Source organism: Luteimonas sp. MC1572 (genome assembly GCF_016615815.1).
Classification (GTDB): domain Bacteria; phylum Pseudomonadota; class Gammaproteobacteria; order Xanthomonadales; family Xanthomonadaceae; genus Luteimonas.
Map to the genome: position 1 here is coordinate 2,068,966 of NZ_CP067112.1, position 25,400 is coordinate 2,094,365.

Consider the following 25,400-nt stretch of genomic DNA (forward strand, 5'->3'; position numbering starts at 1 on the left):
GCGCATCCGGCGCGGCCGCCGAGCCGGGCGCGCGAGCGGTTTTCCTTGTCCGCGCGCGGGCTGGCGGCTAGACTTGCCGCCCCCGAGCCCCCATTCCATGGACAGGCGTGAAGCGCGGGCCAGGTGCGGAGAGGTGTCCGAGTGGTTGAAGGAGCACGCCTGGAAAGTGTGTAAGCGTCTAAACCGCGCTTCGGGGGTTCGAATCCCCCTCTCTCCGCCAGTTCTACCCGCGTGCCGGGCATCGCACGCGGTCGCAGGTTTCCGTGGTGGCCCCGTCGGCCCCTCGCGACGCTAGGTCGAAAACCCCGCCAGGGCCGGAAGGCAGCAACGGTATCGATCGACGCGGGCGCCGAGGTCAGCCGGCGGGGTTGCCTCCTTCAGGACCCCGGATGCAGCCAGCCGGCATCGCCGTCGGCGTAGCGTTCGTGCTTCCAGATCGGCACCCGTGCCTTGACCTCGTCGATGACGAACCGGCAGGCGTCGAATGCCGCGTCGCGGTGCGCCGCAGCCACGCCCACCCAGACCGCCAGTTCGCCGATCGCCAGTTCGCCGACGCGGTGCACGCAGCACGCGCCAGTGATGGCGAAGCGAACTTCTGCTTCTTCAAGAATGCGCTCGCCTTCGGTTTCGGCGAGGGCGCGATAGCACTCGTAGCGCAGGCCGGCAACCGCGCGGCCGCCGTGGTGGTTGCGTACCCAACCTTCGAAGCTGGCGAACGCGCCGGCATGTGGGTCCAGCAGTGCGTCGCGCAGCGGCGCGACCGCGAACGGCGCGTCGGCGATCGCGAACCGCGCGCCGCCGCTCATCCGCCGGACACCGGCGGGATGAAGGCGACCTCGCTGCCCGCGACCGGGGCGTCGTCCCAGCGCGCGAACGCGCCGTCCACCGCCACCCGCAGGCGATCGACCGGCAGCGCGAAGCCGTGCCGCGCCTGCGCCTCGGCATACAGTGCGCGCAGGTCCGCGGCTGGGCTCTCCACGTCTTCGCGACCGACGCCCGCGGCATCGCGCAGGCTGGCGAAATAGAGCAGCGTCACGCGAGCCATCAGCGCGCGTCCGGAGCCGTGCCTCGGCCGACGTCACGGCGCCCGCCGCGCTTGCCGAGCAGGCGCGCGGGACCGATCACGATCGCGTGCGACAGCGCCTTGCACATGTCGTAAACCGTCAGCGCGGCGATGGCGGCGCCGGTCAGCGCCTCCATCTCGACGCCGGTGCGGTGCACCGTCTTCACCGCGCATTCGATCGCAAGCTCGCGCTCGCCATGCCAATCGATGGTGATGCGGATGCCATCGATCGGCAGCGGGTGGCAGAACGGGATCAGCTCGTGGGTGCGCTTGACCGCCATGGTGCCGGCGATGATCGCCGTGTCGACGATGCCGCCCTTGGCGCTGCGCAGCCCGTCGGCGCGCAGCTGTGCCGCCACCGCCACCGGAAAGCGCACGCGGCAGCCGGCGATCGCCTCGCGCGCCGTGGCCACCTTGGCCGAGACATCCACCATGCCCGGGCGGCCTTCGGCGTCGATGTGGGTGAGGCCCCTGGCGCTGCGCGTCATCTCAGCCCCCGATGAGGAACATTTCAACGTGACGCCGCGTGGCGGCCGGACTGCCACGCAGCTCGCTGTAGCGGTCCGCGCGCCGTGCCCAGAGGCCGCCAACATGTCCGGCAAGCGCGGTCTCGCCACCGGCAAGCAGCGGACGCAGCGCGTCCCCGTCCGCGGCGAACAGGCAGGTGTAGAGACGGCCATCGGCGGACACCCGCGCGCGGTGGCAGTCGCCGCAGAACGGCGCGCTGATCGCGCTGACGAAGCCGATCTCGCCCGCGCCATCCGCCCAGGCATGGCGCACCGCGACTTCGCCGCGGTACTGCGCATCCAGCGCCCGCAGCGGCCAGCGCGCGTGCAGCCGCGCATGCAGCTCGGCGGAAGGCACCACGCGCGCGGGCTGCCAGTCGTTGCAGGTGCCGACATCCATGTACTCGATGAAGCGCAACACGTGCGGCGTGCCGCGGAAGCGCGCGGCCAGCGCCTCCACTTCGCCATCGTTGACCCCGCGCTGCACGACGCAGTTGAGCTTCAGGCTGCCGAAGCCGGCCGCCTCCGCCGCGGCGATGCCGTCAAGCACATCGGCGACCTCACCGCGGCCGCCGCTCAGCGCGCGGAACAGCGTCGGGTCGAGCGCGTCGAGGCTGACCGTGATCCGCTGCAGCCCGGCCGCGCGCAGCGCGTGCGCGTGCCGCGCCAGCAGGGAGCCGTTGGTGGTCAACGCCAGGTCGTCGATGCCGGGCACCTGCGCCAGGCGCGCCACCAGCGAAGGCAGGTCCCGGCGCAGCAGCGGCTCGCCGCCGGTGATGCGCAGTTTGTGCACGCCGAGCCGCGCGAAGCCGCGCACCAGCGTTTCGATCTCGTCGAACGACATCCGCGATGCGGCGTCGAGCCCGTGGTCGTCGGCAATGCGGTCGGCCGGCATGCAGTAGCCGCAGCGGAAGTTGCAGGCGTCGATCACCGACAGGCGCAGTTCGCGCAGCGGCCGGCCAAGGCGATCGGCCGGCATCGCCGGAGACAGGGCGTGCGGCTGCAGCAGGGCGCTCATGGCGACAGTGCCGGATGCGGCCGCGGATCAGCCAATGCCAGCAATTCACCCGGGCGTGCGACGCGATGGCCGCGGGCGCGCATGGCGTCGCCATCGGCCTCGCTGGCGTAGTGGTAGAGCACGCAGCGCGCGAGCAGCTCACGCGGATACTCGCGCTCGAGGTCGGCGATGCCGCTGTGCGAAGGGTTGCCATGCAGGCCGCAGTCATGGGCGACCAGTTCGCCCTCGCCGGCCATGGCAGCGAGCACTTCCGGGATCGGCCGCGTGTCGCCACTCCACGCCAGGCTGCCGCGCAGGCGCAGCCCGTAGGCGCTGCGCGGCCAGTGGTGGCGCACCTCGAACGTCTCCAGGCGCACGCCGTCATGCCAGAACGCATCGCCGACCGGCACCACGCGGAACGCATCCCAGAAGTTCGCGCCACCTTCGGCCAGCGCGTTGGGGTATTCGGCGATGCGCCGGTGCAGCAGCGGCAGCACGTCGACCGGCACATACACCGGCGTGCGCCCGCGCCGCGCGGGATCGAAATAGTTGGCCACGAACAGCCGCTCGAAGCCCGCCACGTGATCCAGGTGCACATGGGTCACGAACAGCGCCGGCGGCGGCGCGCCGTAGTGCGCCAGGTAGGCGGTCAGCCCTTCAGCGCCGCAGTCGATCGCGAGCCACGGCGCGCCGTCGCGCTCCAGCGTGGCCATCGGCGAACCGAGCGCCACCGCCGACGCGTTGCCGACGCCCTGGAAGCGCAGCGACCAGGCCATCAGATGCCCCGTGCCCAGCGCTTGTCGTAGACGGCGCGCAGTCGGGCGAAATCGGCGCGCACCGCCTCTTCGCTGCGCTCGCCGCGCAGCTTGAGCAGCGAGCGCTCCAGCCGCGCCAGGTTGCGCGTGCGCCAGGCGGTCGCCGGGATGGTCATGCGCGAACGGTCGAGGTCGATCAGCCAGCCCCGCCCCGCCTCGTCGAACAGGATGTTGTGCGCGTTGAGGTCGGCATGGTCGAGGCCTTCGCGATGGAAACGCGCGATCAGCTCGCCGGTCGCCTCCCAGGGCGCTTCGCCCTGCTCCTGCGCCGCCAGCGCCGCCAGCGAACGCACGCCCACCAGGCGCGCCATCAGGATGGACGCGCGGTACCAGATGCCTTCGCGCAGGTACGACGCCGCAATCGGCTCCGGCACCGGCAAGCCGCGCCGGCGCAGCTCCCGCAACAGCCGGAACTCGGCGAAGCTGCGCACGCGGTCGACGCCACGCCAGAGGTGGCGATCACGGCTGACCGCCGCCGCCAGGCCTCCACGCAGGTAGTGGCGCAATACGCAGGGTCCGTGGCTGGCGCCTTCGATGAACCACGCGCCGCCGCGACCGCTGCCCGACACCGGCGTGGCGCGCGCGCCCCAGGCTTCAGGGTCGAACCAGCGCGGGTCGGCTTGCCGCAGCTGCGTCTGGTCGAACAGAATCGACCCGACGCCACGTTCCCGGGGTCCGGCGCGGAACGGCGTCAGGCTCTCGGTGGCATCGAAAATGGCCATCAACCGAGTCTAACAAGCTTGTCAGCCCCCACGCCTGCATCGCCCCGCTCGATCTGCCTGCTGCGCCTGTCCGCGCTGGGCGACGTGACCCACGTGCTGCCGCTGGTCCACACCCTGCAGGCTGCGGATCCGGAGGTCGCCATCACCTGGATCATCGGCAAGGGCGAGCAGCGCCTGCTCGAGGGCCTGCCGGGCGTCGAGTTCATCGTCTACGACAAGAAGACCGGCGTCGGCGGAATGCGCGCCCTGCGCCGCGAGCTTGCCGGGCGCCGCTTCGACGCGCTGCTCCTGATGCAGCTCGCATTGCGCGCCAACCTGTTGTCCACCTGCGTGCGGGCGCGTCGCCGGGTCGGCTACGACCGCGCCCGCTCGAAGGAGCTGCACGGCCTGTTCGTCAACGAGCGCATCCGGGGCGACGCCGGCCCGCACGTGCTCGACGTGCTCGGCAGCTTCAGCGAGCCCCTTGGCGTGGCCCGCGACAAGGTTGAATGGCGGCTGCCGGTACCCGATGACGCGCACGCTTGGGCCGAGGCGCAGTGGCCGCGTGACGGGGTGCCGACGCTGGTCATCTCGCCCTGCTCCAGCCACGCGCGCCGCAACTGGCGCGCCGAGCGCTACGCGGCCGTCGCCGACCATGCCGCGGAGCGCGGCTGGCGGATCGTGCTCTGTGGTGGTCGCAGCGCCCTCGAACGCGACACCGGCGACGCCATCCTCGCCGCGATGCGTGCGCCCGCGCTGGACCTGATCGGCAAGGACACGCTGAAGCAGCTGCCCGCACTGCTGGCCCGCGCCGACCTGGTCATGACGCCGGACTCCGGCCCCATGCACATCGCCAACGCCATGGGCGCGAAGGTGCTCGGCCTGCACGCCGCCACCGATCCGCGGCGGAGCGGCCCCTACTCCGACATCCGTTATTGCGTCGACCGCTACGACGACGCGGCGCGGAGATACCTGGGTAAGCCCGCCGCGGAACTGGCCTGGGGGACCAAGATCGAGGCCGACGGCGTCATGGACCTGGTCACGGTGGACGATGCCATCGACGCATTCGAGCGCTGCCGCGCCACCATGGGTCAGCCGGCCACGCCCGGGCCGTAATCCTCGTACGACTTTTCCTCGACATAGCTCGAACCGAGCGCGAGGTTGATGTCCTTCTTGATCCGCGCGCGCACGTCGTTCTGGACGTAGACGCTGCGCGCCAGGCCGATGAACTCCTCGTCGAAGGCCTGGGCCTTCTCCTTGAGCCGGATGTCGTCCTCGATCACCCAAAGGCGCTCGTTGACCGCCTTGAGTTCGGCGCGCAGGCGGACGATGTCGCCACCGGCGGCGGGATGCGCCATCCAGGTCTTCTCCAGCGCCGACAGCTCGTTGCGCACATTGGCCAGCTTGGCCGGATCGGTCATGCGTTCGGACTTGATCTGCAGGATGGCGATCTTGTCGAGCAGCTCGCCGAACGACACGGGGACGGAAATTTCGGACATGGGTCTCTGGCTACGGACGTCAGGGGCGGCCAGTGTACGCGTTCGTCTTGTGGCCCCCGCCGGCGACCCGTATCATTGCGCCCCCGGCCCTCGCGGTCGGGCACCCGGAGAGGTGGCAGAGCGGTTGAATGTACCTGACTCGAAATCAGGCAGGCGTTTATAGCGCCTCGGGGGTTCGAATCCCCCCCTCTCCGCCAGATACGCAAAGGCCCCCGCAAGGGGGTTTTTGCGTATCTGGCGCAGGCGGAGTACTCGAGTCAAGCCTCGTTCCGCAAGTGGCTGTTCGCGCATGAAGTTCCGCTCACCACCCTATGCCATCATCCTTCCATCCCTCATCCCATCCCGACCGCATGCCCGCTGACCTGTTGCGCGCGCCGACGCCGTTCTTCCTGACAGCAACCCCGGGAGCCGAATCGGCCCGCGCATGATTGAATTCGGCCACCTCACCCATGTCGGCTTGCGGCGCGAGCTGAATGAAGACACGTACTACGGCGACAGCGAGCTCGGGCTCTGGCTGGTCGCCGACGGCATGGGTGGCCACGAGTACGGCGAGGTCGCCAGCGCGCTCGCCCGCGAGGCGATCGTGCGCGAGACCCGCCAGGGGACGCCGCTGCCGCAGGCGATCCGCATCGCCGATGAGGAGATCATCAGCGCCTCGCGCAAGCGCCAGGACGCACTTCCGATGGGCACCACGGTGGTCGCGGCGCGCATCACCGGCAATCGCTTCGAGGTCGCGTGGGTCGGGGACAGCCGCGTCTACGTCTGGCACGAAGGCAAGCTGGCGCAGCTCTCGCAGGACCACAGCTATGTGCAGGAGCTGATCAGCCAGGGCGCGATCAGCATCGACCAGGCGCGCAGCCATCCGCACCGCAATGTGGTGACCCAGGCGCTGGGCGTGACCGACCCTCAGGCGCTCAACGTCGAGACTATGTCGGGCGAACTCTCGCCGGGGATGCAGCTGCTGCTGTGCAGCGACGGCCTCACCGAGGAGGTCGACGACAACGGCATCGCCCGGGTGCTCGCGCATACCGAGTGCAGCGCCCAGGAATGCGTGGACGGCCTGGTGGCCGCGGCGCTCGACGGCGGCGGCTCGGACAACGTCACCGTGGTGCTGGTGCGCCGGCACTGACCCGGCGGCGGCCCTCAGGCCGTCTCGTGTTCCGCCACCGCATCCACGACATCCCACACGCTGTGCCCGGCACGCTTGCGGATGGTCGCCAGCCGCGCCTCGTGCGCGGCGGTGTCCGACATGTCGACGAGCACCCGCGGCCGCGGCGCATCGCTTGCCGCCGGCGGCCTGCGCACGATCGTCGCCTGCTCCTGGCCGGAGTCCGGCCCCGCCAGGCCGAGCTCGGTCTGGCCGGCGGTCATCGCCAGATAGGCGTCGGCCAGCAGTTGCGCGTCGAGGAGCGCGCCGTGCACCTGGCGATGCGAATTGTCGACGCCGAGGCGCTTGCACAGCGCATCGAGTGAGTTGCGCTGGCCCGGGAAGCGCTGGCGCGCCATCTCCAGCGAATCCAGCACCGACGCACGGTCGCGGATGCGGCCATAGCCGTCGCCGAGCAGCGACAGCTCGTGGTCGAGGAAGCCAAGGTCGAACGCGGCGTTGTGGATCACCAGTTCGGCGCCATCGATGAACGCCAGGAACTCGTCGGCGATCGCGGCGAACTTCGGCTTGTCGGCCAGGAAGTCGAGGGTCAGCCCGGTGACTTCCTGCGCTCCGGGCTCGAACTCGCGCTCGGGGTGGATGTACTGCTGCCAGGTACGGCCCGTGGGCCGGCGCTCGATGAGCTCGACGCAGCCGATCTCGACGACGCGGTTGCCCTTGCGCCATTCCAGGCCGGTGGTTTCGGTATCGAGGACGATCTGGCGCATGGCTTCCTTGGGGCGTGGGGGCGGGCGTGCGCGCGGCTCAGCGCAGCGCGGCTGCGGCCTTGAACTTCACCGCTTCATCGCGGGCCAGCACGTCGACGCGCTCGTTGTCGGGATCGCCGGAATGTCCCTTCACCCAACGCCAGTCGATGCTGTGGCGATGGGTAGCCGCATGCAGGCGCTCCCACAGGTCGCGGTTTTTCACCGGATCGCCGCCGGAGGTCTTCCAGCCGCGGCGCACCCAGTTCTTCATCCATTCGGTGATGCCCTGGCGCACGTATTGCGAGTCGGTATGCAGGGTGACGTTGCAGGCCTCGGTCAGCGTTTCCAGCGCCACGATCGCCGCCATCAGCTCCATGCGGTTGTTGGTGGTCAGGGCCTCGCCGCCGGCCACGACGCGCTCGCGCGCGCCGTAGCGCAGCAGGGCCGCCCAGCCACCCGGCCCGGGATTGCCGAGGCAGGCCCCGTCGGTATGCACTTCAATCGACTTCATGCCGCCGTGGCTCCCTGCGGCATCGCCAGCGCGCGCGACTGGCGGACCGGCGTCAGCGGTGTGGCGCGCTTTTCCGCGCGCACGAGATAAGCGGCACGGAATCCCGCGCCGCTCTGCTGGCGCAGGTCATCCGTGGCCCGCCAGCGCGGCCCGATCCCCTCGGACACGGTGTCCGGCTGCAGGCCGGCGGCGCGCAGCCGGCGGCGCCAGACCAGCGGCTCCGATGCGCGCAGTCCATGGCCGTGCCAATGCCAGCGGTATGGCGACAACGGGTTGAGCAGGAACAGCAAGAGCCGGCCACCAGGTACCAGGATGCGGGCAGCCTCCTCGAGCAAGGCGCGGCCGCCCGCGTCGGAGGTCGCCACGTGCTGCACCACCACCGTTCCGAAGGCTTCACTGGGTAGCGGCAGGGGCAGCCGGCAGCTGACCTCGCCGTGCCACCCGTCGCCGCACGGCGCCAGCGCCAGCCCGCGCCGGCCTGTCGGGCGCAGCGGCGGCAGCGGCGCAAGCCACAGCCAAGGCTGCGCCGGGCGCTCGGCGAGCGCGCGTTCGACGGCGGATTGTTCGCTGTTCAGCAGGGCGCGGCCCGGCGTGCTTGCGAACCACTGGAGGGCGGGAGCGGGTTGACCGGTCCGGAGAGGCAGGGGCATGGTCGCCATTCTAGACGCCCCGCCCGACCAGGTCCCCGACCGATGCAGCCCATTGCCCTGCCCGCCTTCTCCGACAACTACATCTGGCTGCTGCCGGGCGACGCCGGTGCGGGCGCGCTGGTGGTCGACCCTGGCGAGGCCGGCCCGGTCTTCGCCGCGGCCGATGCCGGACTGCAGCCTTCCGTGGTGTTGCTGACCCACCACCACGACGACCACGTCGGCGGCATGCCGGAGCTGTTGCGGCGCTGGCCGGGCCTGGCCGTGTATGCGCCGGCCGACGAGCGCATCCCTTTCGCCTGTTCGCGGGTTGGTGGCGGCGACCGGGTCGAGGCCGGCGGGTTCGGCTTCGACGTGATCGCCGTCCCCGGCCATACCGTGAGCCACATCGCATTCCACGGCCAGGGCCTCTTGTTTTGCGGCGACACCCTCTTCAGTCTCGGCTGCGGCCGCATGTTCGAGGGGTCGCCGGAGCAGATGCTCGGGTCGCTCGATCGGCTGGCCGCGCTGCCCGGCGACAGCCTGATGTGCTGCGGCCACGAATACACGCAGTCGAATGCCGCCTTCGCGCTGGCGGTCGACCCCGACAATCCGGCGCTCGCGCGCCGCAGCGATGAGGTGACCGCCATGCGCCACGCCGGCCAGCCCACCCTTCCCGTCACGCTCGCCAGCGAGCGCGCCTGCAACCCGTTCCTGCGCATCGATGCGCCCGCCATCCGCGCCGCCGTCGCGGCCCGCGAGGGTCGGGAGGATCTCGACCGGGTCGCGACCTTCGCCGCGCTGCGGCGCTGGAAGGACGGTTTTCGCGCATGACGCGCCCACCAGGACGTGCGGCGACGCTGCTGGTCGCCGTACTGCTGGCAGCCGCGCTGCCCGCCGCGGCGCAATCGCCACCCGCGGGAACGCCTGCGGCGCCCACCGTGCAGCTGGCGGTGCCGGCAACCGGAACGCCCGACGCGCGCACCGGCGTGGACATCTACGAGGAGTTTGTCGGCGGCCTGGCGCAGCCGGCCTGCGAAGACGCCAGCCCGCGCTGGGAGTCGCACTTCGCGCACGTGCCGGCGCAGCTGGCGGCCGCCGACAGCGAGGTGCTGCCACTGTTCGCGTACGTCGTGGATGCGCTGCGCCAGGCGCACCTGCCTACCGAATACGCGCTCATCCCGTTCGTCGAGAGCGGCTACCGGCCCGGCGCGCGCAGCGCCAGCGGCCCCGCGGGCCTGTGGCAGTTCATCGCGCTCACCGCGCGCAACCACAAGATCCCGATGCGTCCCGGCTTCGACGGCCGCCTGTCGCCGATCGAGGCGACCCGCGCCGCGGTGCGTTACCTGAAGACCCTGCACGGCATGTTCGCGGGCGACTGGCGGCTTGCGGTCATGGCGTTCAACGCGGGCGAGTACCGCGTGCTGGGCGCGCTGAAGCGCCACGACATGCGCGCCGCCGACGCCCGGCCCGAAGCGCTGGCAAGCCTGTCCGGCATCACCCGCGCCTACGTGGTGAAGCTGCACGCACTGTCGTGCCTGATGGTGGAAGCCGGCCGCGAGCGCGACTTCCGCGAAGCGCTGGACCGACCGGTGGCGCGGCTGGTCGCGATCGAATTGCCTGCCGACGCCGCCAGCCTGGATGCGTTCGCCGCGCGTGAGGGCCTGGACGCCGCGCGCCTCAAGCGCCTGAATCCGGCCGTTGCACCGCAGGGTACGGCGCGTGCCGGCGGCATGCACGTACTGGTCCCAGCCGCGGCCGCGACCGCAGCCCGGGGGGCCGTGGCAAACTAGGCGCTTCCGCACAACATCGGGTCCAACCACACCATGGGATTCCTGCAGGGCAAGCGCGCACTCATCACCGGCATCGCCAGCCAGCGCTCCATCGCCAACGGCATCGCCGAGGCCATGCACCGCGAGGGCGCCGAGCTCGCCTTCACCTACCAGAATGAAAAGCTCAAGTCGCGCGTCGAAGACGTCGCCGGCCGGCTGGGTGGCGGCCCCGTGTATCCGCTCGACGTGGCCGACGATGCCCAGATCGAAGCGTTGTTCACCGCGCTTGGCCAGCATTGGGACGGCCTGGACATCCTGGTCCACGCGATCGCGTTCGCGCCGCGCGAGGCGATCACCGGCCAGTTCCTCGACGGCTTGACCCGCGAGAACTTCGCGTCGGCCCACGACATTTCGGCGTATTCGCTGGCCGCGCTGGCCAAGGCCGCGCGTCCGATGATGCAGGGCCGCAAGGGCGCCGTGCTGACGCTGAGCTACCTGGGCGCGGTGCGCACCCTGCCGAGCTACAACGTCATGGGCGTGGCCAAGGCCAGCCTGGAGGCCACGGTGCGCTACCTCGCGCTGAACCTCGGGCCGGAAGGCACCCGCGTCAACGCGATCTCGGCCGGGCCGATCAAGACCCTGGCGGCGGCGGGCATCGGCGGGTTCCGCAAGATCCTCGGCCATGTCGAGGAGTACACCCCGCTGCGCCGCAGCGTGACCATCGAAGACGTCGGCAACGTCGCCGCGTTCATGTGCTCGGACCTGGCCGCGGGCGTGACCGGTGAGGTGACCTATGTCGACGCGGGCTACAACATCGTCGGCATGACCGGGCTTGGCAACGAGACGCCGTCCGCCGACTGATCGCGGCAACGACGTCGCCCACGAAAAAGCCCGGCCTTGAGCCGGGCTTTTTCATGTCTGGCCGGAGTGCCAGGCGCGTGCTACAGGCGTGCCTCGACGATGCTGACGTTCATCCGCCGGCGCAGCGCACGCAGCATGGCCTCGGCATCTTCCTGGCCGGCCATCTGCGCGAACTGGCTGGCCAGCATCGCGCGTTCCTGCGCACTCGCGTCCTGCGGATTGCCAGGCGTGACCTTGTCGACGGTGAACAGCACGATGCTGCCGTCGTCCTGCACGAGCTTGCCGGCCGAGATCTTGCCTTCGGCAGGCTCGGCGGCCGCGAAATATGCGTCGTTGGCCTCAGGAGACGGAATCGGCATGCCGCGCCGCGCGCCGGGCACGCTGGCGTACTGCCAGCCGGCGGCCTCGGCGATGGCCGCGAGCGACTCGCCGCCCGCGATGCGCGCGATATCGGCGTCGGCCTTGGCGATCGCCGCGGCGCGGCCGCGATCGGCGCGGATCGCCGCCACGACCTGATCGCGGACGTCGGCCAGCGGCAGCTCGCGTTCGGGCTGGTGCGCGGTCACGCGGATGAGCACGCTGTGCGATGGACCGATTTCGATCGGGTCGCTGACCGTGCCGTCCTGCACCAGCGCATCGGAGAACGCGGCGCGCTGCACGGCGGGATTGGCGGCGATGCCCTGGGCGTTGCCGCGGGTGAACGGGCCCAGCTTCTGCACCGGCAGGTTCGCCTCGCGCGCGGTCGGCGCCAGTGAGCCCGGGTTGCGATAGACCTGGTCCACCAGGCGGCCGATCAGGTCGTTGAACGCGCGCTCGCCGTCGGTTGCCGACTGGGCGGCGGCAAGCTCATCGCGCACGGCTTCGAACGGCACCGACTTGCCGGCGCTGATTTCGCGCAGCTGCAGCACGTGCCAGCCGAAGTCGGTCTGCACCGGTGCGCTCACCTGGCCGGGCTGCAGCGCGTACAGCGCGGTATCGAACGCCTCGCCCATGGTGTTGCGCTCGATCCAGCCGAGATCGCCACCCTGCGCCTTGGAGCCTTCGTCGTCGGACTCCGCGCGCGCGACGGCGGCGAAATCCGCACCTGCCGCCTGGACCTTGGCGGCAATGGCTTCGGCACGCGCCTTGGCGGCAGCCTGCGCGGCGGCATCGGCGCCCTCGGGCACGCGCACCAGGATGTGCGAGGCCAGGCGTTGTTCGGCCTCCACGAAGCGCCCCTTCTCCTGCTCATAGCGCGCGCGCAGCGTCGCGTCATCGGGCGCGGCAGGCGGCGGCAGCGCGCTGCCGTCGACTTCGACATATTCGATGGACACCGACTCGGCCGCACGGAAATCACCGCGATGGCTGTCGTACCAGGCCTGGATGTCGGCCGCGCTGATGGCACCGGCATCGGGCAGCGGCGCGGGCACCACGGCGAAGCTCACGTCGCGCTGCTCGCCCAGCAGCACCATGGTGCGGTCGAGCTGCGCCTTGGTGACGAACGCCGACCCCGCGACCTGGCGCGGCAGCAGCAGCATCTGCAGGTCGGCGCGGATCTGGTCGTCGTACTGGCGCGGCGTGCGTGCCGGCACCCGCGACTGCAGCACCAGCTGGTAGCGCTGCGGGTCGAAGCGGCCGTCGACCTGGAAGTCCGGGATCGACTGGATCACCTCGGCGACCTGCGCGTTGCCGACCTCGATGCCGGCATTGCGCGCCGCAAGGCGCAGCACGGCCTGGTCGACGAGGCCGTCGAGTACGCGCAGCTTGTTGTCCATCGCCTCGAAGGCACGGCCGTCGAACGCATCGCCCTGCTGCTCGCGCGCCTGCTGGCGGCTGCGCTCGAACTCGCTCCGGAAGGACTCCGGCGAGACCTCCTCGGACGACCAGAACAGCTTGCGGACCGGCCATACGTCGGGCGCCGAAGGCCACCACGAGGGTGGCGCCTGCACCTTGGCGGCGTAGTTCGCGGAATTCTGGAACAGGTACTGCTCCATGCCGAAGAACGCGAACGGCACCGCCAGCAGGATGACGATGGCGACGGCGATCCAGCCGGAGGTCTTGTCTCGAAGGGCTTGCAGCATGTGTCGGCACGCGGGAATGACGTAGCCGCGCAGTCTAGCGCATGGCCGGCCGATGCGCTCCGTATCCGCGGCCACGGACCGCAAAAGAAGAAGGCGCCCTTTCGGGCGCCTTCGGGTGTAACTGGCGGAGTGGACGGGACTCGAACCCGCGACCTCCGGCGTGACAGGCCAGCATTCTAACCAACTGAACTACCACTCCGCTTTTTTGAACCTTGTACGAGCATCAGACCTTGGTGGGTGCTGAGGGGATCGAACCCCCGACCCTCTCCGTGTAAAGGAGACGCTCTACCGCTGAGCTAAGCACCCAAGCGGGTCGCTTAGTTTACGGCATCCTTCAGCGCCTTGCCAGCCTTGAAGACCGGATTTTTTGCGGCGGCGATCGCGATCTCCTCACCGGTGCGCGGATTGCGACCGGTGCGGGCGGCGCGCTCGCGGACCTGGAAGGTGCCGAAGCCGATCAGGGCAACAGTGTCGCCCTTCGACAGCGCCTTGCCCACCGACGACAGCACGGCGTCGACGGCGCGTGCGGCATCGGCCTTGGACAGGTTGGCCTCGTCGGCGACAGCCTGGACCAGATCGTTCTTGTTCATGTGTTCGTTGCTCCCTGCGCGGCCCGGAAGCCGCTCGAATGAGGTGGCGGGCATGTTGGCGGCGAGCCGCTCGCATGTCCGTGGTCGCGTGCGATGGTGGTCGCGATGCGCAGCGCGACTTTATACCAGCGCGATTTTAGGTGCGCAAGAAAAACCCGCTTCCCTGCACCGTTTCTGCTTCTTCAGGGGCCGATCGGCGTCCCGCTCAATGCTTGACCGCGGCACGCTGCGCCGGCTTGCGGGTGCGGCGCGGAGCCGCCGGCACCGCATCGACCGCGACCGCCGGAGGCGACAGCGGGCGTTCAAGCGCGAGGTCCAGCACTTCGTCGATCCACTTCACCGGAACGATGCGGATGGTGTCGGTAACCGACTTCGGAATGTCGACGAGATCCTTGCGGTTCTCCTCCGGGATGATCACCGTCGTAACGCCGCCACGCAGCGCGGCGAGCAGCTTCTCCTTGAGGCCGCCGATCGCGGTGACCTTGCCGCGGAGCGTGATCTCCCCGGTCATCGCCACGTCCGCGCGCACCGGCACCCGGGTCAACGTGGACACCAGCGATGTCGCCATCGCGATACCGGCACTGGGGCCGTCCTTGGGCGTGGCGCCATCGGGCACGTGCACGTGGACGTCCTGCTTCTGCAGGAAATCCAGCGGAATCCCCATGCCCTCCGCGCGCGCGCGCACCACCGAAAGTGCCGCCGAAGCCGACTCCTTCATCACGTCGCCGAGCTGGCCGGTAAGGATGAGCTGGCCCTTGCCCGGCACCAGGGTGGATTCGATCTGCAGCAGGTCGCCGCCGACTTCGGTCCAGGCCAGCCCGGTTACCAGGCCGACCTCGTTGTCCTGCTCGGCGCGGCCGAAATCGAAGCGCTGAACGCCCAAGTACTTGTCGAGGTTCTTCGCGTTGACTGTCAGCACGCGCGCCTTCTTCTTCTGCGGCCCCGCGAGAGCGATCTCCTTGACCACCTTGCGGCAGATCTTGGCGATCTCGCGCTCCAGGTTGCGCACGCCCGACTCGCGCGTGTAGTAGCGCACGATGTCGCGCACGGCATCCTCGGCGATCTTGAGCTCGCCCTCGCGCAGGCCGTTGGCCTTCATCTGCTTGGGCAGCAGGTAGCGCATGGCGATGCTGATCTTCTCCTCCTCGGTGTACCCGGGCAGGCGGATCACTTCCATGCGGTCGAGCAGCGGCCCCGGGATGTTGAGCGAGTTGGACGTCGCCACGAACATCACCTCGGACAGGTCCAGGTCGACCTCGAGGTAGTGGTCGTTGAACGCGTTGTTCTGCTCCGGGTCGAGCACCTCGAGCAGCGCCGATGACGGATCGCCGCGGAAGTCCATCGACATCTTGTCGATCTCGTCGAGCATGAACAGCGGGTTCCTGGTGCCGACCTTGTTGAGGTTCTGCACGATGCGGCCCGGCATCGATCCGACATAGGTGCGGCGATGGCCGCGGATCTCGGCCTCGTCGCGCACGCCGCCGAGCGACATGCGCACGAACTTGCGGTTGGTCGCCTTGGCGATCGACTGGCCGAGCGACGTCTTGCCCACGCCGGGTGGGCCGACCAGGCACAGGATCGCGCCCTTCATCTGCTTCACCCGGGTCTGCACGGCGAGGTATTCGAGGATGCGTTCCTTGACCTTTTCGAGCCCGTAATGGTCCGCGTCGAGCACGTCCTGCGCGACCTTCAGGTCCTTGCGCACCTTGCTGCGCTTCTTCCACGGCACGCCGAGCAACCAGTCGAGATAGTTGCGCACGACCGCGGCTTCCGCCGACATCGGCGACATCTGCTTGAGCTTGCTGAACTCGTTCCGGGCCTTGGCTTCCACCGCCTTGGGCATGCCCGCCTCGGCGATCTTGCGCGCGATCTCCTCGATGTCGTTCGGCGCGTCGTCGATCTCGCCGAGCTCCTTCTGGATCGCCTTCATCTGCTCGTTGAGGTAGTACTCGCGCTGCGACTTCTCCATCTGCGACTTCACGCGGCCGCGGATGCGCTTCTCCATCTGCTGCACGTCGATCTCGCCATCGACGAAGCCGACCAGCATCTCGAGACGCGCGGCAATTCCGACAGCCTCGAGCAGGCGCTGCTTGTCGGCAAGGCGCACGCCAAGGTGCGCGGCGATGGTGTCGGCCAGGCGCGACGGCTCGTCGATGCCGGCAAGCGTCTGCAACAACTCGGGCGGCAGCTTGCGGTTGGTCTTCACGTACTGTTCGAACAGGGACATGAGCGAGCGTGCGATGGCCTCGACCTCGCGCGGCTCGCGGTCGGCGTCAGACTCGACCACCGTGCCACTGCCACTCAGCGTGCCGTCGGTCTCGCGGACGTTGGACACGGTCACCCGCGAGACGCCTTCCACGAGCACCTTGATCGTGCCGTCCGGCAGCTTCAGGAGCTGCAGGACCTGCGCCAGCGTGCCGACCGCATACAGGTCGTCCACGCCAGGATCGTCGGTCTCGGCGGACTTCTGCGCCACGAGCAGGATCTGCTTGTCGCCTTCCATCGCCAGGTCGAGCGCGCGGATCGACTTGTCGCGGCCCACGAACAGCGGGATGACCATGTGCGGGAACACCACGACGTCACGCAGCGGCAGGACCGGCAGGTCGAGGGTGGGCTGATCGGGGGGGCTCATCGCTACTCCTGGAGGACGCGCGGCCTGGTGGCCGCATGGCCCTGTTTATGGGGTTCGGCGCGAACGGATGCAAGCGCCGCGGAGGGCGTGGCGCGAGGGCACGGCCGGGGGCACCCGCCGGCCCGGGGGGCCGGGAAAACGGGGCAGGACTTCTGGCGCACGCCAATCCCGGGCGGCTGGCCCGGACCTCTCAACTGAACGGACAGGCAGGCGGTTCGGCCTGCCGGCCGGGCCTGCGGCCTGCCTCAGTCGCCCGAGGCGGCCTTCGGCGCTGGCACGGCCGGGGTTTCGTAGATCAGGTACGGCTCGGATTTGTGCTCGATCACCGATTCGTCCACCACCACCTTGCTCACGTTTTCCAGCGACGGCAGGTCGTACATGGTGTCGAGCAACACCGACTCCACGATGGTGCGCAGACCGCGCGCGCCGGTCTTGCGCTTGAGCGCCTTGCGGGCAATGGCGGCAAGCGCGTCGGGGCGGAACTCGAGCTCCACGCCTTCCATCTCGAACAGCTTGCGGAACTGCTTGGTGATCGCGTTGCGCGGCTCGGACAGGATCTTGACCAGCGCGGCCTCGTCCAGTTCCTCGAGGGTCGCCACCACCGGCAGGCGGCCGACGAACTCCGGGATCAGGCCGAACTTGATCAGGTCTTCGGGCTCGACGTCGGCCAGCACCTTGCCGATCTCGGTCTTGCGCTCGGAACTCTTGAGCTTGGCGCCGAAGCCGATGCCGCTGGAGTCGGTGCTGCGCTGCTGGATGATCTTGTCCAGGCCGGCGAACGCGCCGCCGACGATGAACAGGATGTTGCGGGTGTCGACCTGCAGGAATTCCTGCTGCGGATGCTTGCGCCCGCCCTGCGGCGGCACGCTGGCGACCGTGCCTTCGATGAGCTTCAGCAGGGCCTGCTGCACGCCCTCGCCGGAAACATCGCGGGTGATCGACGGGTTTTCACTCTTGCGCGAGATCTTGTCGATCTCGTCGATGTACACGATGCCCTGCTGCGCCTTCTCGACGTCGTAGTCGCACTTCTGCAGGAGCTTCTGGATGATGTTCTCGACGTCCTCGCCGACGTAGCCGGCTTCGGTCAGGGTCGTCGCATCGGCCATCGTGAACGGCACGTTCAACAGCCGCGCCAGGGTCTCGGCGAGCAGCGTCTTGCCCGAGCCGGTAGGGCCGACCAGCAGGATGTTGGACTTGGCGAGCTCGACCTCGTCGTTCTTGGACCGGCTCTCGATGCGCTTGTAATGGTTGTACACCGCGACCGCGAGCGTGCGCTTGGCGCGCAGCTGCCCTATCACGTACTGGTCGAGGACCTCGAGGATTTCCTTCGGCTTGGGCAGCGAGCTGCGCGCCGACTGCGCCTTCTCCTCGAGCTCCTCGCGGATGATGTCGTTGCACAGCTCGACGCATTCATCACAGATGAACACGCTCGGGCCCGCGATCAGCTTGCGGACCTCGTGCTGGCTCTTCCCGCAGAACGAGCAGTAGAGGATCTTGCTGCTGTCGCCGGAACGGCCCTGTCGGTCTTCGGTCATGCTCTCGTCAATCTGTGCTGCGATGGTCGGTTTCGAGAATAGCACCCGCGCCCGGGGCCGCAAACGCACCGGACGGGGGGTCCGCGGCCGGTCGGCCGCGGCGCTGGCTGGGCTTTCGGGCCCGGTCAGGCAGGCTGGATGGAGTCTTCCGGGCGGCGCTCGAGGACTTCATCGACCAGCCCGTAGTCACGGGCGGCCGCGGCGCTCTTGAAGTTGTCGCGCTCGGTGTCGTGGGCGACCGTTTCCAGCGACTGGCCGGTATGGCGGGCCAGGATCTCGTTCAGGCGCTGCTTCATCGACAGGATCTCACGGGCGTGGATCTCGATGTCCGTGGCCTGGCCCTGGAAGCCGCCCAGCGGCTGATGGATCATCACTCGCGAGTTCGGCAGCGCGTAGCGCTTGCCGGCGGCGCCGGACGCCAGCAGCAGCGCCCCCATGCTGGCCGCCTGGCCAACGCAGATGGTGCTCACGTCGGGCTTGATGAACTGCATGGTGTCGTAGATCGCCATGCCCGCCGTGACGATGCCGCCCGGCGAGTTGATGTACAGGTTGATGTCCTTCTCGGGGTTCTCCGCCTCGAGGAACAGCATCTGCGCCACGATCACGTTGGCGACGTGGTCGTCGATGCCGCCGACCAGGAAGATCACCCGCTCCTTCAGCAGGCGCGAGTAGATGTCGTACGCGCGCTCGCCGCGGCTGGTCTGTTCGACCACCATCGGAACGAGGTTGAGGGCCTTGGTCTGCATGCTCATGGGGATTCCTGTGCGGCGGACGCGGTCACGCCTGCGGCGCGATCGCTTCCTGGAAGGTCAGCTGCTGGTCGGTGTGCCTGGCGCGCTCGGCGATCCAGTCGATCACCTGCTCCTCCATCACCCGGTTCTGCAGTCCCGACATAAGCTGGGGATCCTTCCGGTACAAGTCAATGACCTGCTGCGGCTCTTCGTAGGTCGAGGCGATCAGGCGCAGGCTCTCGTCCACGCGCTTGCGATCAAGGAGCAGCTGGTGGCCGCGGGCGACCTCGCCGACCAGCAGGCCGACCAGCACGCGCTTGCGCGCCGGCTCCATGAACCCGAGGTGTGCATCGGCCGGGATGTTGACCTGGCGACCCTGGCGGCGCGCCTGTTCGGCGACCTGCGCGGCCAGCGCGCGCGCCTCCTGCTCTACCAGCTTCGGGGGCAGTTCGACGTGTGCAAACGCGTCGACCAGCTGCTCGCCGACCGCGCGGCGCAGGCGGTTCATCAGCGCGTTCTTCAGCTCGCGATCGAGATTGGTGCGGATGTCGGCGCGGAACTGTTCCATCTCGCCGCTTTTCACGCCAAAGCTCTTGATGAACGCGGCATCCACCTCCGGCAACACCGGCTCGGAAACCTGTTCGGCGTGCAGGTGGACCTCGGCGGTCTTGCCGGCAAGCTGCGGCACGCGCCAGTCGGCCGGGAAGCTGACGTCGACGGCCTTGTCGTCGCCCTTGGCCATGCCGACAAGTGCGTTCTCGATGTCGGCGAACATCGCGCCCGACCCGATCACCGCCACGCCGCGCTCGACGCCTTCGGCCGGAAGGCGCTCGTCGCCGATCTGCGACCAGGTCTCGATGTCCACCGCGTCGCCGGCCTGGGCGCCACGGGTGACCGCGGACCAGCTGCGGCGCTGCTGGCGGAGGTTTTCGATCATGCGGTCGATGTCGGCCTCGGTGACTTCGGCCACGTGGCGCACCACCTCCAGCTTGGCAACGTCGATCTCGCCGAAATCAGGTACCACCTCGAAGGTCGCGACGTAGGCCAGGCTGTCGTCGCCGCGCTCGATGCGCGGCTGGCCGGCGATGCGCAGCGCGTTGTCGCGCACGGCGTTGTCGAAGCCTTCGCGCAGCAGGCCGTCCACGACCTCGTTGCGGACCTGCTCGCCGAAGCGCTGCTCGATCACCTTCGCCGGCACCTTGCCCGGGCGGAAGCCCTTGATGCGCGCGGTGCGCCCGATCTCGCGCAGGCGGCTGCCCACCTGGCCCTCCAGGCGGTCCGCCGGGAGGCTGAAGGTCATCTTGCGCTCGAGGTTGCCGACCGACTCGACTGAAACTTGCATACCCACTCCTGCCACCGCGGACGCCGCCACGGATTATGTTGTTGGTGTAGCCGGCGGGCGGGCACGAGGCCTTGTCCGGGCGGCGGAACGAAACATTTTGGCGGATTCCGGCCGCTGCCGCCAGCACCGCGGTTGCAGGCCCGCCGGGGGCCGGGTGGTGCGAAAGGCGGGACTCGAACCCGCACGCCGTGAGGCACTGGTACCTAAAACCAGGGCGTCTACCAATTCCGCCACTTTCGCCTGGACCCGCCGCCACCTCTGCACCGGGCAAAAAAAACGCCCGGCAGTGCCGGGCGCCTTCGGATTGGTGGGCCGTCAAGGATTCGAACCTTGGACCTATTGATTAAGAGTCAACTGCTCTACCAACTGAGCTAACGGCCCGAACGCGAAATTTTACCGCAAGGCCCGGCCGCCTGACAACCACGACCGCGTACCCGGAACATTGGGGTGGAAGACGGGATTTGAACCCGCGACCCCCGGAATCACAATCCGGTGCTCTAACCAACTGAGCTACATCCACCATTGAAAACCGTTGCCACATGCGAGCCCGGGCGTTGACACCGGACCGGCACCGCCAGCGGGCGCGCATTGTAGCGCGGACAACGGGGGATGTGTCACGCCCACCGCAAACGCCTGGTCGAATTGGCGCGCCCGGCAGGACTCGAACCTGCAACCACCGGCTTAGAAGGCCGGTGCTCTATCCGGTTGAGCTACGGGCGCGGGCGTAGGACGTGTACGGAGGCGGGCCGTGGGCCGGCGCCGACCGGTGGTCGGGGTAGAGGGATTCGAACCCCCGACATCCTGCTCCCAAAGCAGGCGCGCTACCAGACTGCGCTATACCCCGCCGAGTGCGGACCCGCCGGCATGCCGGAACGGGCGTCCATTGTCGGGAGCACCCCATGCAGTGTCAACGCAGGTCCTTGCCGGCCTGTCCGACGGCCGCCACATTCCTTGTGATCGCAGGCCCCGTGTATCCTCGCGGCAGCCAAATCCATCTGATCCGGGGGATCAACACATGCGCAGCGGAAATCCCGTCCTCTCCGACTCCACGTTCCTCGACCTGGGCAGCGGCACCGTCGTGACCCGCGACGGCGGCACCATGACCCTGAACGGCACGGTCAACAAGACTGCGTTCCTGCTGTTGCTGACCGTGCTCACCGCGGCCTTCGCCTGGAGCCAGGCGTTCAGCGCACCGGGCGAACTCGCTCCCGGCTTCTCGATGTACGTGTGGGGCGGCGCCATCGGCGGCTTCGTGATCGCACTGGTCACGACCTTCAAGAAGGAATGGTCGCCAGTGACTGCGCCGCTGTACGCGCTGGTCGAGGGCTTCTTCCTGGGCGCGATCTCGGCGATGTTCAACCACATGTACGAAGGCATCGTGATGCAGGCCGTGCTGCTGACCTTCGGCACGCTGTTCGCGCTGCTGTTCGCCTACCGCTCGGGGCTGATCAAGGCCACCGAGAACTTCAAGCTGGGCGTGGTCGCGGCCACCGGCGGCATCGCGCTGGTGTACCTGGCCAGCATCGTGCTGCGCATGTTCGGCATCAACATGCCGTTCATCCATGACAGCGGGCTGATCGGCATCGGCTTCAGCCTGTTCGTGATCGTGATCGCGGCGCTGAACCTGGTGCTCGACTTCGACTTCATCGAGACCGGTGTCGAGAAGGGCGCCCCGAAGTACATGGAGTGGTACGGCGCGTTCGGCCTGATGGTCACCCTGGTGTGGCTGTACATCGAGTTCCTGCGCCTGCTGTCGAAGCTGCAGTCGCGCAACTGATCCGCGTTTGCGGGCGGTAGAAAAAGGGGCGCCCGAGGGCGCCCTTTCTTTTTTGCCTCAGGCGCCTTCGGCGGGCGCGGCGACAGGCGCCCTGCCAGGGGTGCGCGACGGCCAGGCCATGAAGCCGATCGCGACCAGGCCGAGGATCCAGCAGTAATACACCGATCCACTGAGCGCGAGCGGCGACACCGAGGCCAGTGAGGCGGCGAGCAGGATCTGCGCGCCATATGGCAGCAGCCCCTGCGGCACGCAGGCGAAGATGTCGAGCACGCTGGCCGCGCGCCGCGGGCTGATGCCATGGCGGGCGGCGATGTCCTTTGCCACGCCGCCGCTCACCAGGATCGCCACCGTGTTGTTGGCGGTGAAGACGTCGGCAGTGCTCGACAGCGCCGCGATGCTGAACTCGCCCGTGCGCCGCCCGCGATGGCCCCGCGCGAAACGCGCGATCACCTGCGCCAGCCACTCCAGCCCACCGGTGGCCTTCATCAGTGCACCGAGGCCACCGATGAGCAGCGACAGCAGCAGGATCTCGACCATGCTTTCGAACCCGATCCAGACGTCGCCGGCGAACTGCACCAGGTCGTAGTCGTTGCCGAAGGCCAACCCGAACCCCGCCGACAGCACCAGGCCGATCCCCAGCACCACCAGCACGTCCAGGCCCAGCAGCGCCAGCACCAGCACCAGCGCGTAGGGCAACGCCAGCCAGGGCGAAGCGGAGACATCGGAGGTGACCGGTGCCGAATCGCCCAGGAATGCCAGCAGCACCATCGTCGCCAGCGCCGCCGGCAGCGCGATCCTGAAGTTCTCGCGGAACTTGTCGCGCATCTCGGCGTCCTGGCTGCGCGTCGCGGCGATGGTGGTATCGGAGATGACCGAGAGGTTGTCGCCGAACATCGCCCCGCCCAGCACCGCGCCCAGCACCAGCGTGCGGTCGAGGCCGGAGGCGTCGGCCACGCCCAGCGCGATCGGCACGACGGCTGCGATCGTGCCCATCGACGTGCCGATCGCCAGCGAAATCAGCGACGCCAGCACGAACAGGCCCGGCAGGATCAGCCCCGGCGGCAGCGCGCCGATGCCGAGCGCGACCACGGCATCGACCGCGCCGATCGCCTTGGACACGTATGCGAACGCGCCCGCAAGCAGGAAGATCAGGCACATCATCATGATGTTGGGATCGCCCATGCCGCGCAGCAGGATCTCGCCCGCGGGCAGGCGCCGGCGATGCGCCAGCCACGCGCCGAGCGCCAGCGCAGGCAGGATCGCGACCGGGGCGCGCAGCTGGTAGAAGCCCATCTCTTCACCCTGCGCTGTGAAATACAGGCCCGCGCCGAAGAACAGCGCCAGGAACAGCAGCAGCGGGGTCAGCGCGACAGCGCTGGGGCGGACTTCCATCGCTCTATCCGGATAAAAGGATTCGTGATTGTGGGGCGTCGGCTCCCGACTGTCGACGCGCGCCGGCGCGTTGACGGTGTTCCACAAACGAAACGGGCGCCGAAGCGCCCGTCCGTACTGCATTAGCGCGCCCGCTCAGGCCGCGCGGCTGGCGATCGCCTTGGCGAACGCCATGGTGTTGCCCTCGCCGCCCAGGTCCGGGGTCAGCGAATCACGGGCCGCGAGCGTGGCCACGATGGCCTCGCGCAGGCGGGTCGCCTTGTCGGGCATGCCGAGGTGGTCGAGCATCTGCGCCGCGCCCAGCAGCAGCGCGCAGGGGTTGGCGATGCCCTTGCCGGCGATATCCGGTGCCGAGCCGTGGACCGCCTCGAAGATCGCGGCGTCCGCGCCGATGTTGGCGCCCGGCGCCAGGCCGAGACCGCCGACCAGGCCGGCACAGAGGTCGGAGATGATGTCGCCGAACAGGTTGGTGGTCACGATCAGGTCGAACTGCTCGGGGCGCATCACCAGCTGCATGCAGGTGTTGTCCACGATCATCTCGTTGCACTCGATGTCGGGGTACTGCGCGGCCACTTCGCGGGCGACGTTCAGGAACAGGCCCGAGGTGGACTTCAGGATGTTCGCCTTGTGCACCACGGTGACCTTCTTGCGGCCGGTACGGCGTGCCAGCTCGAACGCGTAGCGCACGATGCGCTCCGAACCCTTGCGGGTGGTGCGCGTGATCGACGTGGCGCTGGAACCGTCGGCGGCCGTTTCCTGGCCCTCGGCGCTGTACGCACCCTCGGTGTTTTCGCGCACCGTGATCAGGTCGACGCCTTCGGCGAAGCGCGACCGCGTGTTCGGGAACGACGTCGCGGGACGCACGTTGGCGTACAGGTCGAAGCGGCGGCGGAGCTCTACGTTGATCGACGAGAAGCCACCGCCGACCGGCGTGGTCAGCGGGCTCTTGAGCGCCACGCGGTTCTTGCCGATGGAGTCGATCGTCGCCTGCGGCAGCAGCTCGCCGTGCTTTTCCAGCGCGACCAGGCCGGCATCGGCCTCTTCGTAGACCAGCCCGAGGTTCATGGCCTCGAGTACGAGCAGGGTGGCGTCCATGATTTCCGGGCCGATACCGTCGCCGCGGATCACCGTGATGGTGTGGGTCATTTGATTGGGTCCATGCAGAATGACGCCGGGCGGGGGGCACGTGGCGTCGAGAGGCTTGAATCAGCAGCCAATTATGCCGCAAGCCGCCCTCGGGCGTCCCCTCCGCGGGCCGGACGCTGAAGTCCGGCAACGCCTCAGTCGTGCGCGTGCGGCCCGGCGACGGCCTCGCCGGCCTCCAGGCGATCGAGGAAATCGACCGCGCGACGCATGTGCGGGATCACGATGCTGCCGCCCACCACCAGGCCGACGGAGAACGCCTCGAACATCTCGTCGCGCCCGACCCCCGCCTCGCGGCACTGCGCCACGTGGTAGCTGATGCAGTCGTCGCAGCGCAGTACCAGCGACGCCACCAGACCGAGCAGCTCCTTGGTCTTCACATCGAGCGCGCCCGCCTGGTAGGTCTGGGTGTCCAGCGCGAAGAAGCGGCGCACCACCTGGTTGGGTTCGGCCAGGATGCGTTCGTTCATGCGCTGCCGGAAGGCGGTGAACTCGCGCAGTCGGTCGTCCTCCCCGGACCCGGCGCTCATGCGCCCTTCCCCGCCAGCAGTGGCTCCAGGCCGCCGGCGCGATGCAGCGCCATCAGGTCGTCGTAGCCCCCCACGTGGACATCGCCCACGAAGATTTGCGGGACCGAGGTGCGTCGCGCCAGCGCGACCATCTTTTCGCGCTCGGCGGGATCGGTGTCGATGCGCACCTCTTTCCACTCCAGGCCCTTGCTGCGCAGGAAATTCTTGGCGGCCACGCAGTAGCCGCAGATGGCACTGGTGTACAGGGTGATCTCGGGGGCGATGGGCTCGTTCAATGTGGTCTCCTGCAACTTGTGCGGCGTGGTGCGGTCGATTGTGGGGGCAAGCGGCGACTTTTCCAGCCTGTGCAAACCGGGCGCATCGCAAACCGGCGCAGGCTGGGAGGATGGATTAACGTCGGATTCACGCCCCGCAGGCGACGGCCGACCATGCTGTCCGCTGCCGTCGTCGCCCCGCCCCACCA

26 protein-coding genes, 9 tRNA genes and 1 other RNA gene are annotated in these 25,400 nt (G+C 69.0%); 9 read left to right on the top strand and 27 right to left on the bottom strand.

Features of this window, described 5'->3' with window-relative positions; translation table 11 throughout:
- The first annotated feature begins 127 nt into the window (after positions 1–127).
- Both JGR64_RS09410 and ffs read left to right on the top strand, forming a co-directional pair.
- A tRNA-Ser gene (locus JGR64_RS09410) sits at positions 128–220 on the top strand.
- Positions 221–272: 52 nt separating this feature from the next.
- Positions 273–369, top strand: an RNA gene (gene ffs, locus JGR64_RS09415) — signal recognition particle sRNA small type.
- 8 nt (positions 370–377) lie between these two features.
- Here ffs and JGR64_RS09420 read toward each other — a convergent pair.
- Genes JGR64_RS09420 through JGR64_RS09445 form a run of 6 tightly spaced genes read right to left on the bottom strand, consistent with a single transcriptional unit; the run spans position 378 to position 4,103 of the window.
- Positions 378–806 (bottom strand): molybdenum cofactor biosynthesis protein MoaE, encoded by a 429-nt coding sequence (locus JGR64_RS09420; RefSeq protein WP_199373095.1) that lies wholly within the window; start codon positions 804–806, stop codon positions 378–380.
- Positions 803–1,048 (bottom strand): MoaD/ThiS family protein, encoded by a 246-nt coding sequence (locus tag JGR64_RS09425; protein ID WP_199373265.1) that lies wholly within the window; start codon positions 1,046–1,048, stop codon positions 803–805. Before JGR64_RS09425 ends, JGR64_RS09420 begins: the two co-directional genes overlap by 4 nt.
- Positions 1,045–1,551, bottom strand: coding sequence for a cyclic pyranopterin monophosphate synthase MoaC (gene moaC / locus JGR64_RS09430; RefSeq protein ID WP_199373096.1), 507 nt, complete (start codon positions 1,549–1,551; stop codon positions 1,045–1,047). The genes JGR64_RS09425 and moaC overlap by 4 nt, the downstream gene beginning before the upstream one ends.
- 1 nt (position 1,552) lies before the next feature.
- Positions 1,553–2,587 (bottom strand): GTP 3',8-cyclase MoaA, encoded by a 1,035-nt coding sequence (gene moaA / locus JGR64_RS09435; protein ID WP_199373097.1) that lies wholly within the window; start codon positions 2,585–2,587, stop codon positions 1,553–1,555.
- Positions 2,584–3,342 carry an MBL fold metallo-hydrolase gene (locus JGR64_RS09440; RefSeq protein ID WP_199373098.1) on the bottom strand — a complete coding sequence of 253 codons (759 nt, stop codon included), beginning with the start codon at positions 3,340–3,342 and terminating at the stop codon, positions 2,584–2,586. The genes moaA and JGR64_RS09440 overlap by 4 nt, the downstream gene beginning before the upstream one ends.
- Positions 3,342–4,103 (bottom strand): 3-deoxy-D-manno-octulosonic acid kinase, encoded by a 762-nt coding sequence (locus JGR64_RS09445; RefSeq protein ID WP_199373099.1) that lies wholly within the window; start codon positions 4,101–4,103, stop codon positions 3,342–3,344. The genes JGR64_RS09440 and JGR64_RS09445 overlap by 1 nt, the downstream gene beginning before the upstream one ends.
- 18 nt (positions 4,104–4,121) lie before the next feature.
- On the opposite strand from JGR64_RS09445, the gene JGR64_RS09450 reads away from it, so the two are divergent.
- The gene (locus JGR64_RS09450) at positions 4,122–5,198 is read left to right on the top strand and encodes a glycosyltransferase family 9 protein (protein ID WP_233348045.1); all 1,077 of its coding nucleotides are present in this window, start codon (positions 4,122–4,124) and stop codon (positions 5,196–5,198) included.
- Here the strand turns inward: JGR64_RS09450 and JGR64_RS09455 are convergent.
- On the bottom strand, positions 5,174–5,581 hold the full coding sequence (locus tag JGR64_RS09455) for a DUF6165 family protein (protein WP_199373100.1): 408 nt from the start codon (positions 5,579–5,581) through the stop codon (positions 5,174–5,176). The genes JGR64_RS09450 and JGR64_RS09455 overlap by 25 nt on opposite strands.
- A gap of 106 nt (positions 5,582–5,687) precedes the next feature.
- Between JGR64_RS09455 and JGR64_RS09460 the strand changes: the two genes are divergently transcribed.
- Positions 5,688–5,778, top strand: a tRNA-Ser gene (locus tag JGR64_RS09460).
- Between the two features lie 227 nt (positions 5,779–6,005).
- Positions 6,006–6,710: a protein phosphatase 2C domain-containing protein gene (locus JGR64_RS09465; RefSeq protein WP_182820453.1), complete on the top strand. Its 705-nt coding sequence runs from the start codon at positions 6,006–6,008 to the stop codon at positions 6,708–6,710.
- A gap of 14 nt (positions 6,711–6,724) precedes the next feature.
- Here JGR64_RS09465 and dnaQ read toward each other — a convergent pair whose 3' ends face one another.
- Genes dnaQ through JGR64_RS09480 form a run of 3 tightly spaced genes read right to left on the bottom strand, consistent with a single transcriptional unit; the run spans position 6,725 to position 8,596 of the window.
- The gene (gene dnaQ, locus JGR64_RS09470; RefSeq protein WP_199373101.1) at positions 6,725–7,456 is read right to left on the bottom strand and encodes a DNA polymerase III subunit epsilon; all 732 of its coding nucleotides are present in this window, start codon (positions 7,454–7,456) and stop codon (positions 6,725–6,727) included.
- A gap of 37 nt (positions 7,457–7,493) precedes the next feature.
- Positions 7,494–7,946 carry a ribonuclease HI gene (rnhA, locus tag JGR64_RS09475; protein WP_199373102.1) on the bottom strand — a complete coding sequence of 151 codons (453 nt, stop codon included), beginning with the start codon at positions 7,944–7,946 and terminating at the stop codon, positions 7,494–7,496.
- Positions 7,943–8,596, bottom strand: a complete 654-nt coding sequence (locus tag JGR64_RS09480) for a hypothetical protein (RefSeq protein ID WP_199373103.1) — start codon at positions 8,594–8,596, stop codon at positions 7,943–7,945. The genes rnhA and JGR64_RS09480 overlap by 4 nt, the downstream gene beginning before the upstream one ends.
- A 42-nt stretch (positions 8,597–8,638) precedes the next feature.
- On the opposite strand from JGR64_RS09480, the gene gloB reads away from it, so the two are divergent.
- Genes gloB through JGR64_RS09495 form a run of 3 tightly spaced genes read left to right on the top strand, consistent with a single transcriptional unit; the run spans position 8,639 to position 11,205 of the window.
- Positions 8,639–9,406 carry a hydroxyacylglutathione hydrolase gene (gene gloB / locus JGR64_RS09485; RefSeq protein ID WP_199373104.1) on the top strand — a complete coding sequence of 256 codons (768 nt, stop codon included), beginning with the start codon at positions 8,639–8,641 and terminating at the stop codon, positions 9,404–9,406.
- A complete protein-coding gene (locus tag JGR64_RS09490; RefSeq protein WP_199373105.1) occupies positions 9,403–10,365 on the top strand; it encodes a lytic transglycosylase domain-containing protein in 963 nt (320 codons plus the stop codon). The genes gloB and JGR64_RS09490 overlap by 4 nt, the downstream gene beginning before the upstream one ends.
- Before the next feature lie 33 nt (positions 10,366–10,398).
- Complete coding sequence (locus JGR64_RS09495; RefSeq protein WP_199373106.1) at positions 10,399–11,205, top strand: enoyl-ACP reductase; 807 nt, start codon at positions 10,399–10,401, stop codon at positions 11,203–11,205.
- A gap of 80 nt (positions 11,206–11,285) precedes the next feature.
- On the opposite strand, the gene JGR64_RS09500 is transcribed toward JGR64_RS09495, so the two are convergent.
- From JGR64_RS09500 to JGR64_RS09560, 13 genes are all read right to left on the bottom strand, one after another.
- Positions 11,286–13,265 (bottom strand): peptidyl-prolyl cis-trans isomerase, encoded by a 1,980-nt coding sequence (locus tag JGR64_RS09500; RefSeq protein WP_199373107.1) that lies wholly within the window; start codon positions 13,263–13,265, stop codon positions 11,286–11,288.
- A gap of 122 nt (positions 13,266–13,387) precedes the next feature.
- A tRNA-Asp gene (locus JGR64_RS09505) sits at positions 13,388–13,464 on the bottom strand.
- Positions 13,465–13,496: 32 nt separating this feature from the next.
- Positions 13,497–13,571: transfer RNA gene (locus JGR64_RS09510), tRNA-Val, on the bottom strand.
- An 11-nt stretch (positions 13,572–13,582) separates the two neighbouring features.
- The gene (locus JGR64_RS09515) at positions 13,583–13,909 is read right to left on the bottom strand and encodes an HU family DNA-binding protein (RefSeq protein WP_199373108.1); all 327 of its coding nucleotides are present in this window, start codon (positions 13,907–13,909) and stop codon (positions 13,583–13,585) included.
- Positions 13,910–14,060: 151 nt separating this feature from the next.
- Positions 14,061–16,487, bottom strand: a complete 2,427-nt coding sequence (gene lon, locus JGR64_RS09520; RefSeq protein ID WP_199373109.1) for an endopeptidase La — start codon at positions 16,485–16,487, stop codon at positions 14,061–14,063.
- Positions 16,488–16,732: 245 nt separating this feature from the next.
- Positions 16,733–18,022, bottom strand: a complete 1,290-nt coding sequence (gene clpX, locus JGR64_RS09525; protein WP_199373110.1) for an ATP-dependent Clp protease ATP-binding subunit ClpX — start codon at positions 18,020–18,022, stop codon at positions 16,733–16,735.
- Positions 18,023–18,147: 125 nt separating this feature from the next.
- Positions 18,148–18,774: an ATP-dependent Clp endopeptidase proteolytic subunit ClpP gene (gene clpP, locus JGR64_RS09530; RefSeq protein ID WP_182820443.1), complete on the bottom strand. Its 627-nt coding sequence runs from the start codon at positions 18,772–18,774 to the stop codon at positions 18,148–18,150.
- 25 nt (positions 18,775–18,799) lie between these two features.
- Entirely contained in the window at positions 18,800–20,095 is a 1,296-nt protein-coding gene (tig, locus tag JGR64_RS09535) for a trigger factor (RefSeq protein WP_199373111.1), read from the bottom strand.
- 155 nt (positions 20,096–20,250) lie between these two features.
- Positions 20,251–20,335: transfer RNA gene (locus tag JGR64_RS09540), tRNA-Leu, on the bottom strand.
- A gap of 65 nt (positions 20,336–20,400) precedes the next feature.
- A tRNA-Lys gene (locus JGR64_RS09545) sits at positions 20,401–20,476 on the bottom strand.
- A 62-nt stretch (positions 20,477–20,538) separates the two neighbouring features.
- Positions 20,539–20,615 (bottom strand) — tRNA-His (locus JGR64_RS09550).
- Positions 20,616–20,738: 123 nt separating this feature from the next.
- Positions 20,739–20,815: transfer RNA gene (locus tag JGR64_RS09555), tRNA-Arg, on the bottom strand.
- Positions 20,816–20,862: 47 nt separating this feature from the next.
- Positions 20,863–20,939: transfer RNA gene (locus JGR64_RS09560), tRNA-Pro, on the bottom strand.
- A 171-nt stretch (positions 20,940–21,110) separates the two neighbouring features.
- Here JGR64_RS09560 and JGR64_RS09565 point away from each other — a divergent pair.
- Complete coding sequence (locus tag JGR64_RS09565) at positions 21,111–21,872, top strand: Bax inhibitor-1/YccA family protein (protein ID WP_199373112.1); 762 nt, start codon at positions 21,111–21,113, stop codon at positions 21,870–21,872.
- Positions 21,873–21,929: 57 nt separating this feature from the next.
- On the opposite strand, the gene JGR64_RS09570 is transcribed toward JGR64_RS09565, so the two are convergent.
- The 4 genes from JGR64_RS09570 to grxC form a co-directional block, all read right to left on the bottom strand.
- Entirely contained in the window at positions 21,930–23,264 is a 1,335-nt protein-coding gene (locus JGR64_RS09570; protein ID WP_199373113.1) for a Na+/H+ antiporter NhaC family protein, read from the bottom strand.
- Positions 23,265–23,399: 135 nt separating this feature from the next.
- Positions 23,400–24,410: an isocitrate dehydrogenase gene (locus JGR64_RS09575; RefSeq protein WP_199373114.1), complete on the bottom strand. Its 1,011-nt coding sequence runs from the start codon at positions 24,408–24,410 to the stop codon at positions 23,400–23,402.
- Between the two features lie 134 nt (positions 24,411–24,544).
- Positions 24,545–24,937 carry a carboxymuconolactone decarboxylase family protein gene (locus JGR64_RS09580; protein ID WP_199373115.1) on the bottom strand — a complete coding sequence of 131 codons (393 nt, stop codon included), beginning with the start codon at positions 24,935–24,937 and terminating at the stop codon, positions 24,545–24,547.
- A complete protein-coding gene (gene grxC / locus JGR64_RS09585; RefSeq protein WP_199373267.1) occupies positions 24,934–25,227 on the bottom strand; it encodes a glutaredoxin 3 in 294 nt (97 codons plus the stop codon). Before grxC ends, JGR64_RS09580 begins: the two co-directional genes overlap by 4 nt.
- Positions 25,228–25,400: the final 173 nt, after the last annotated feature.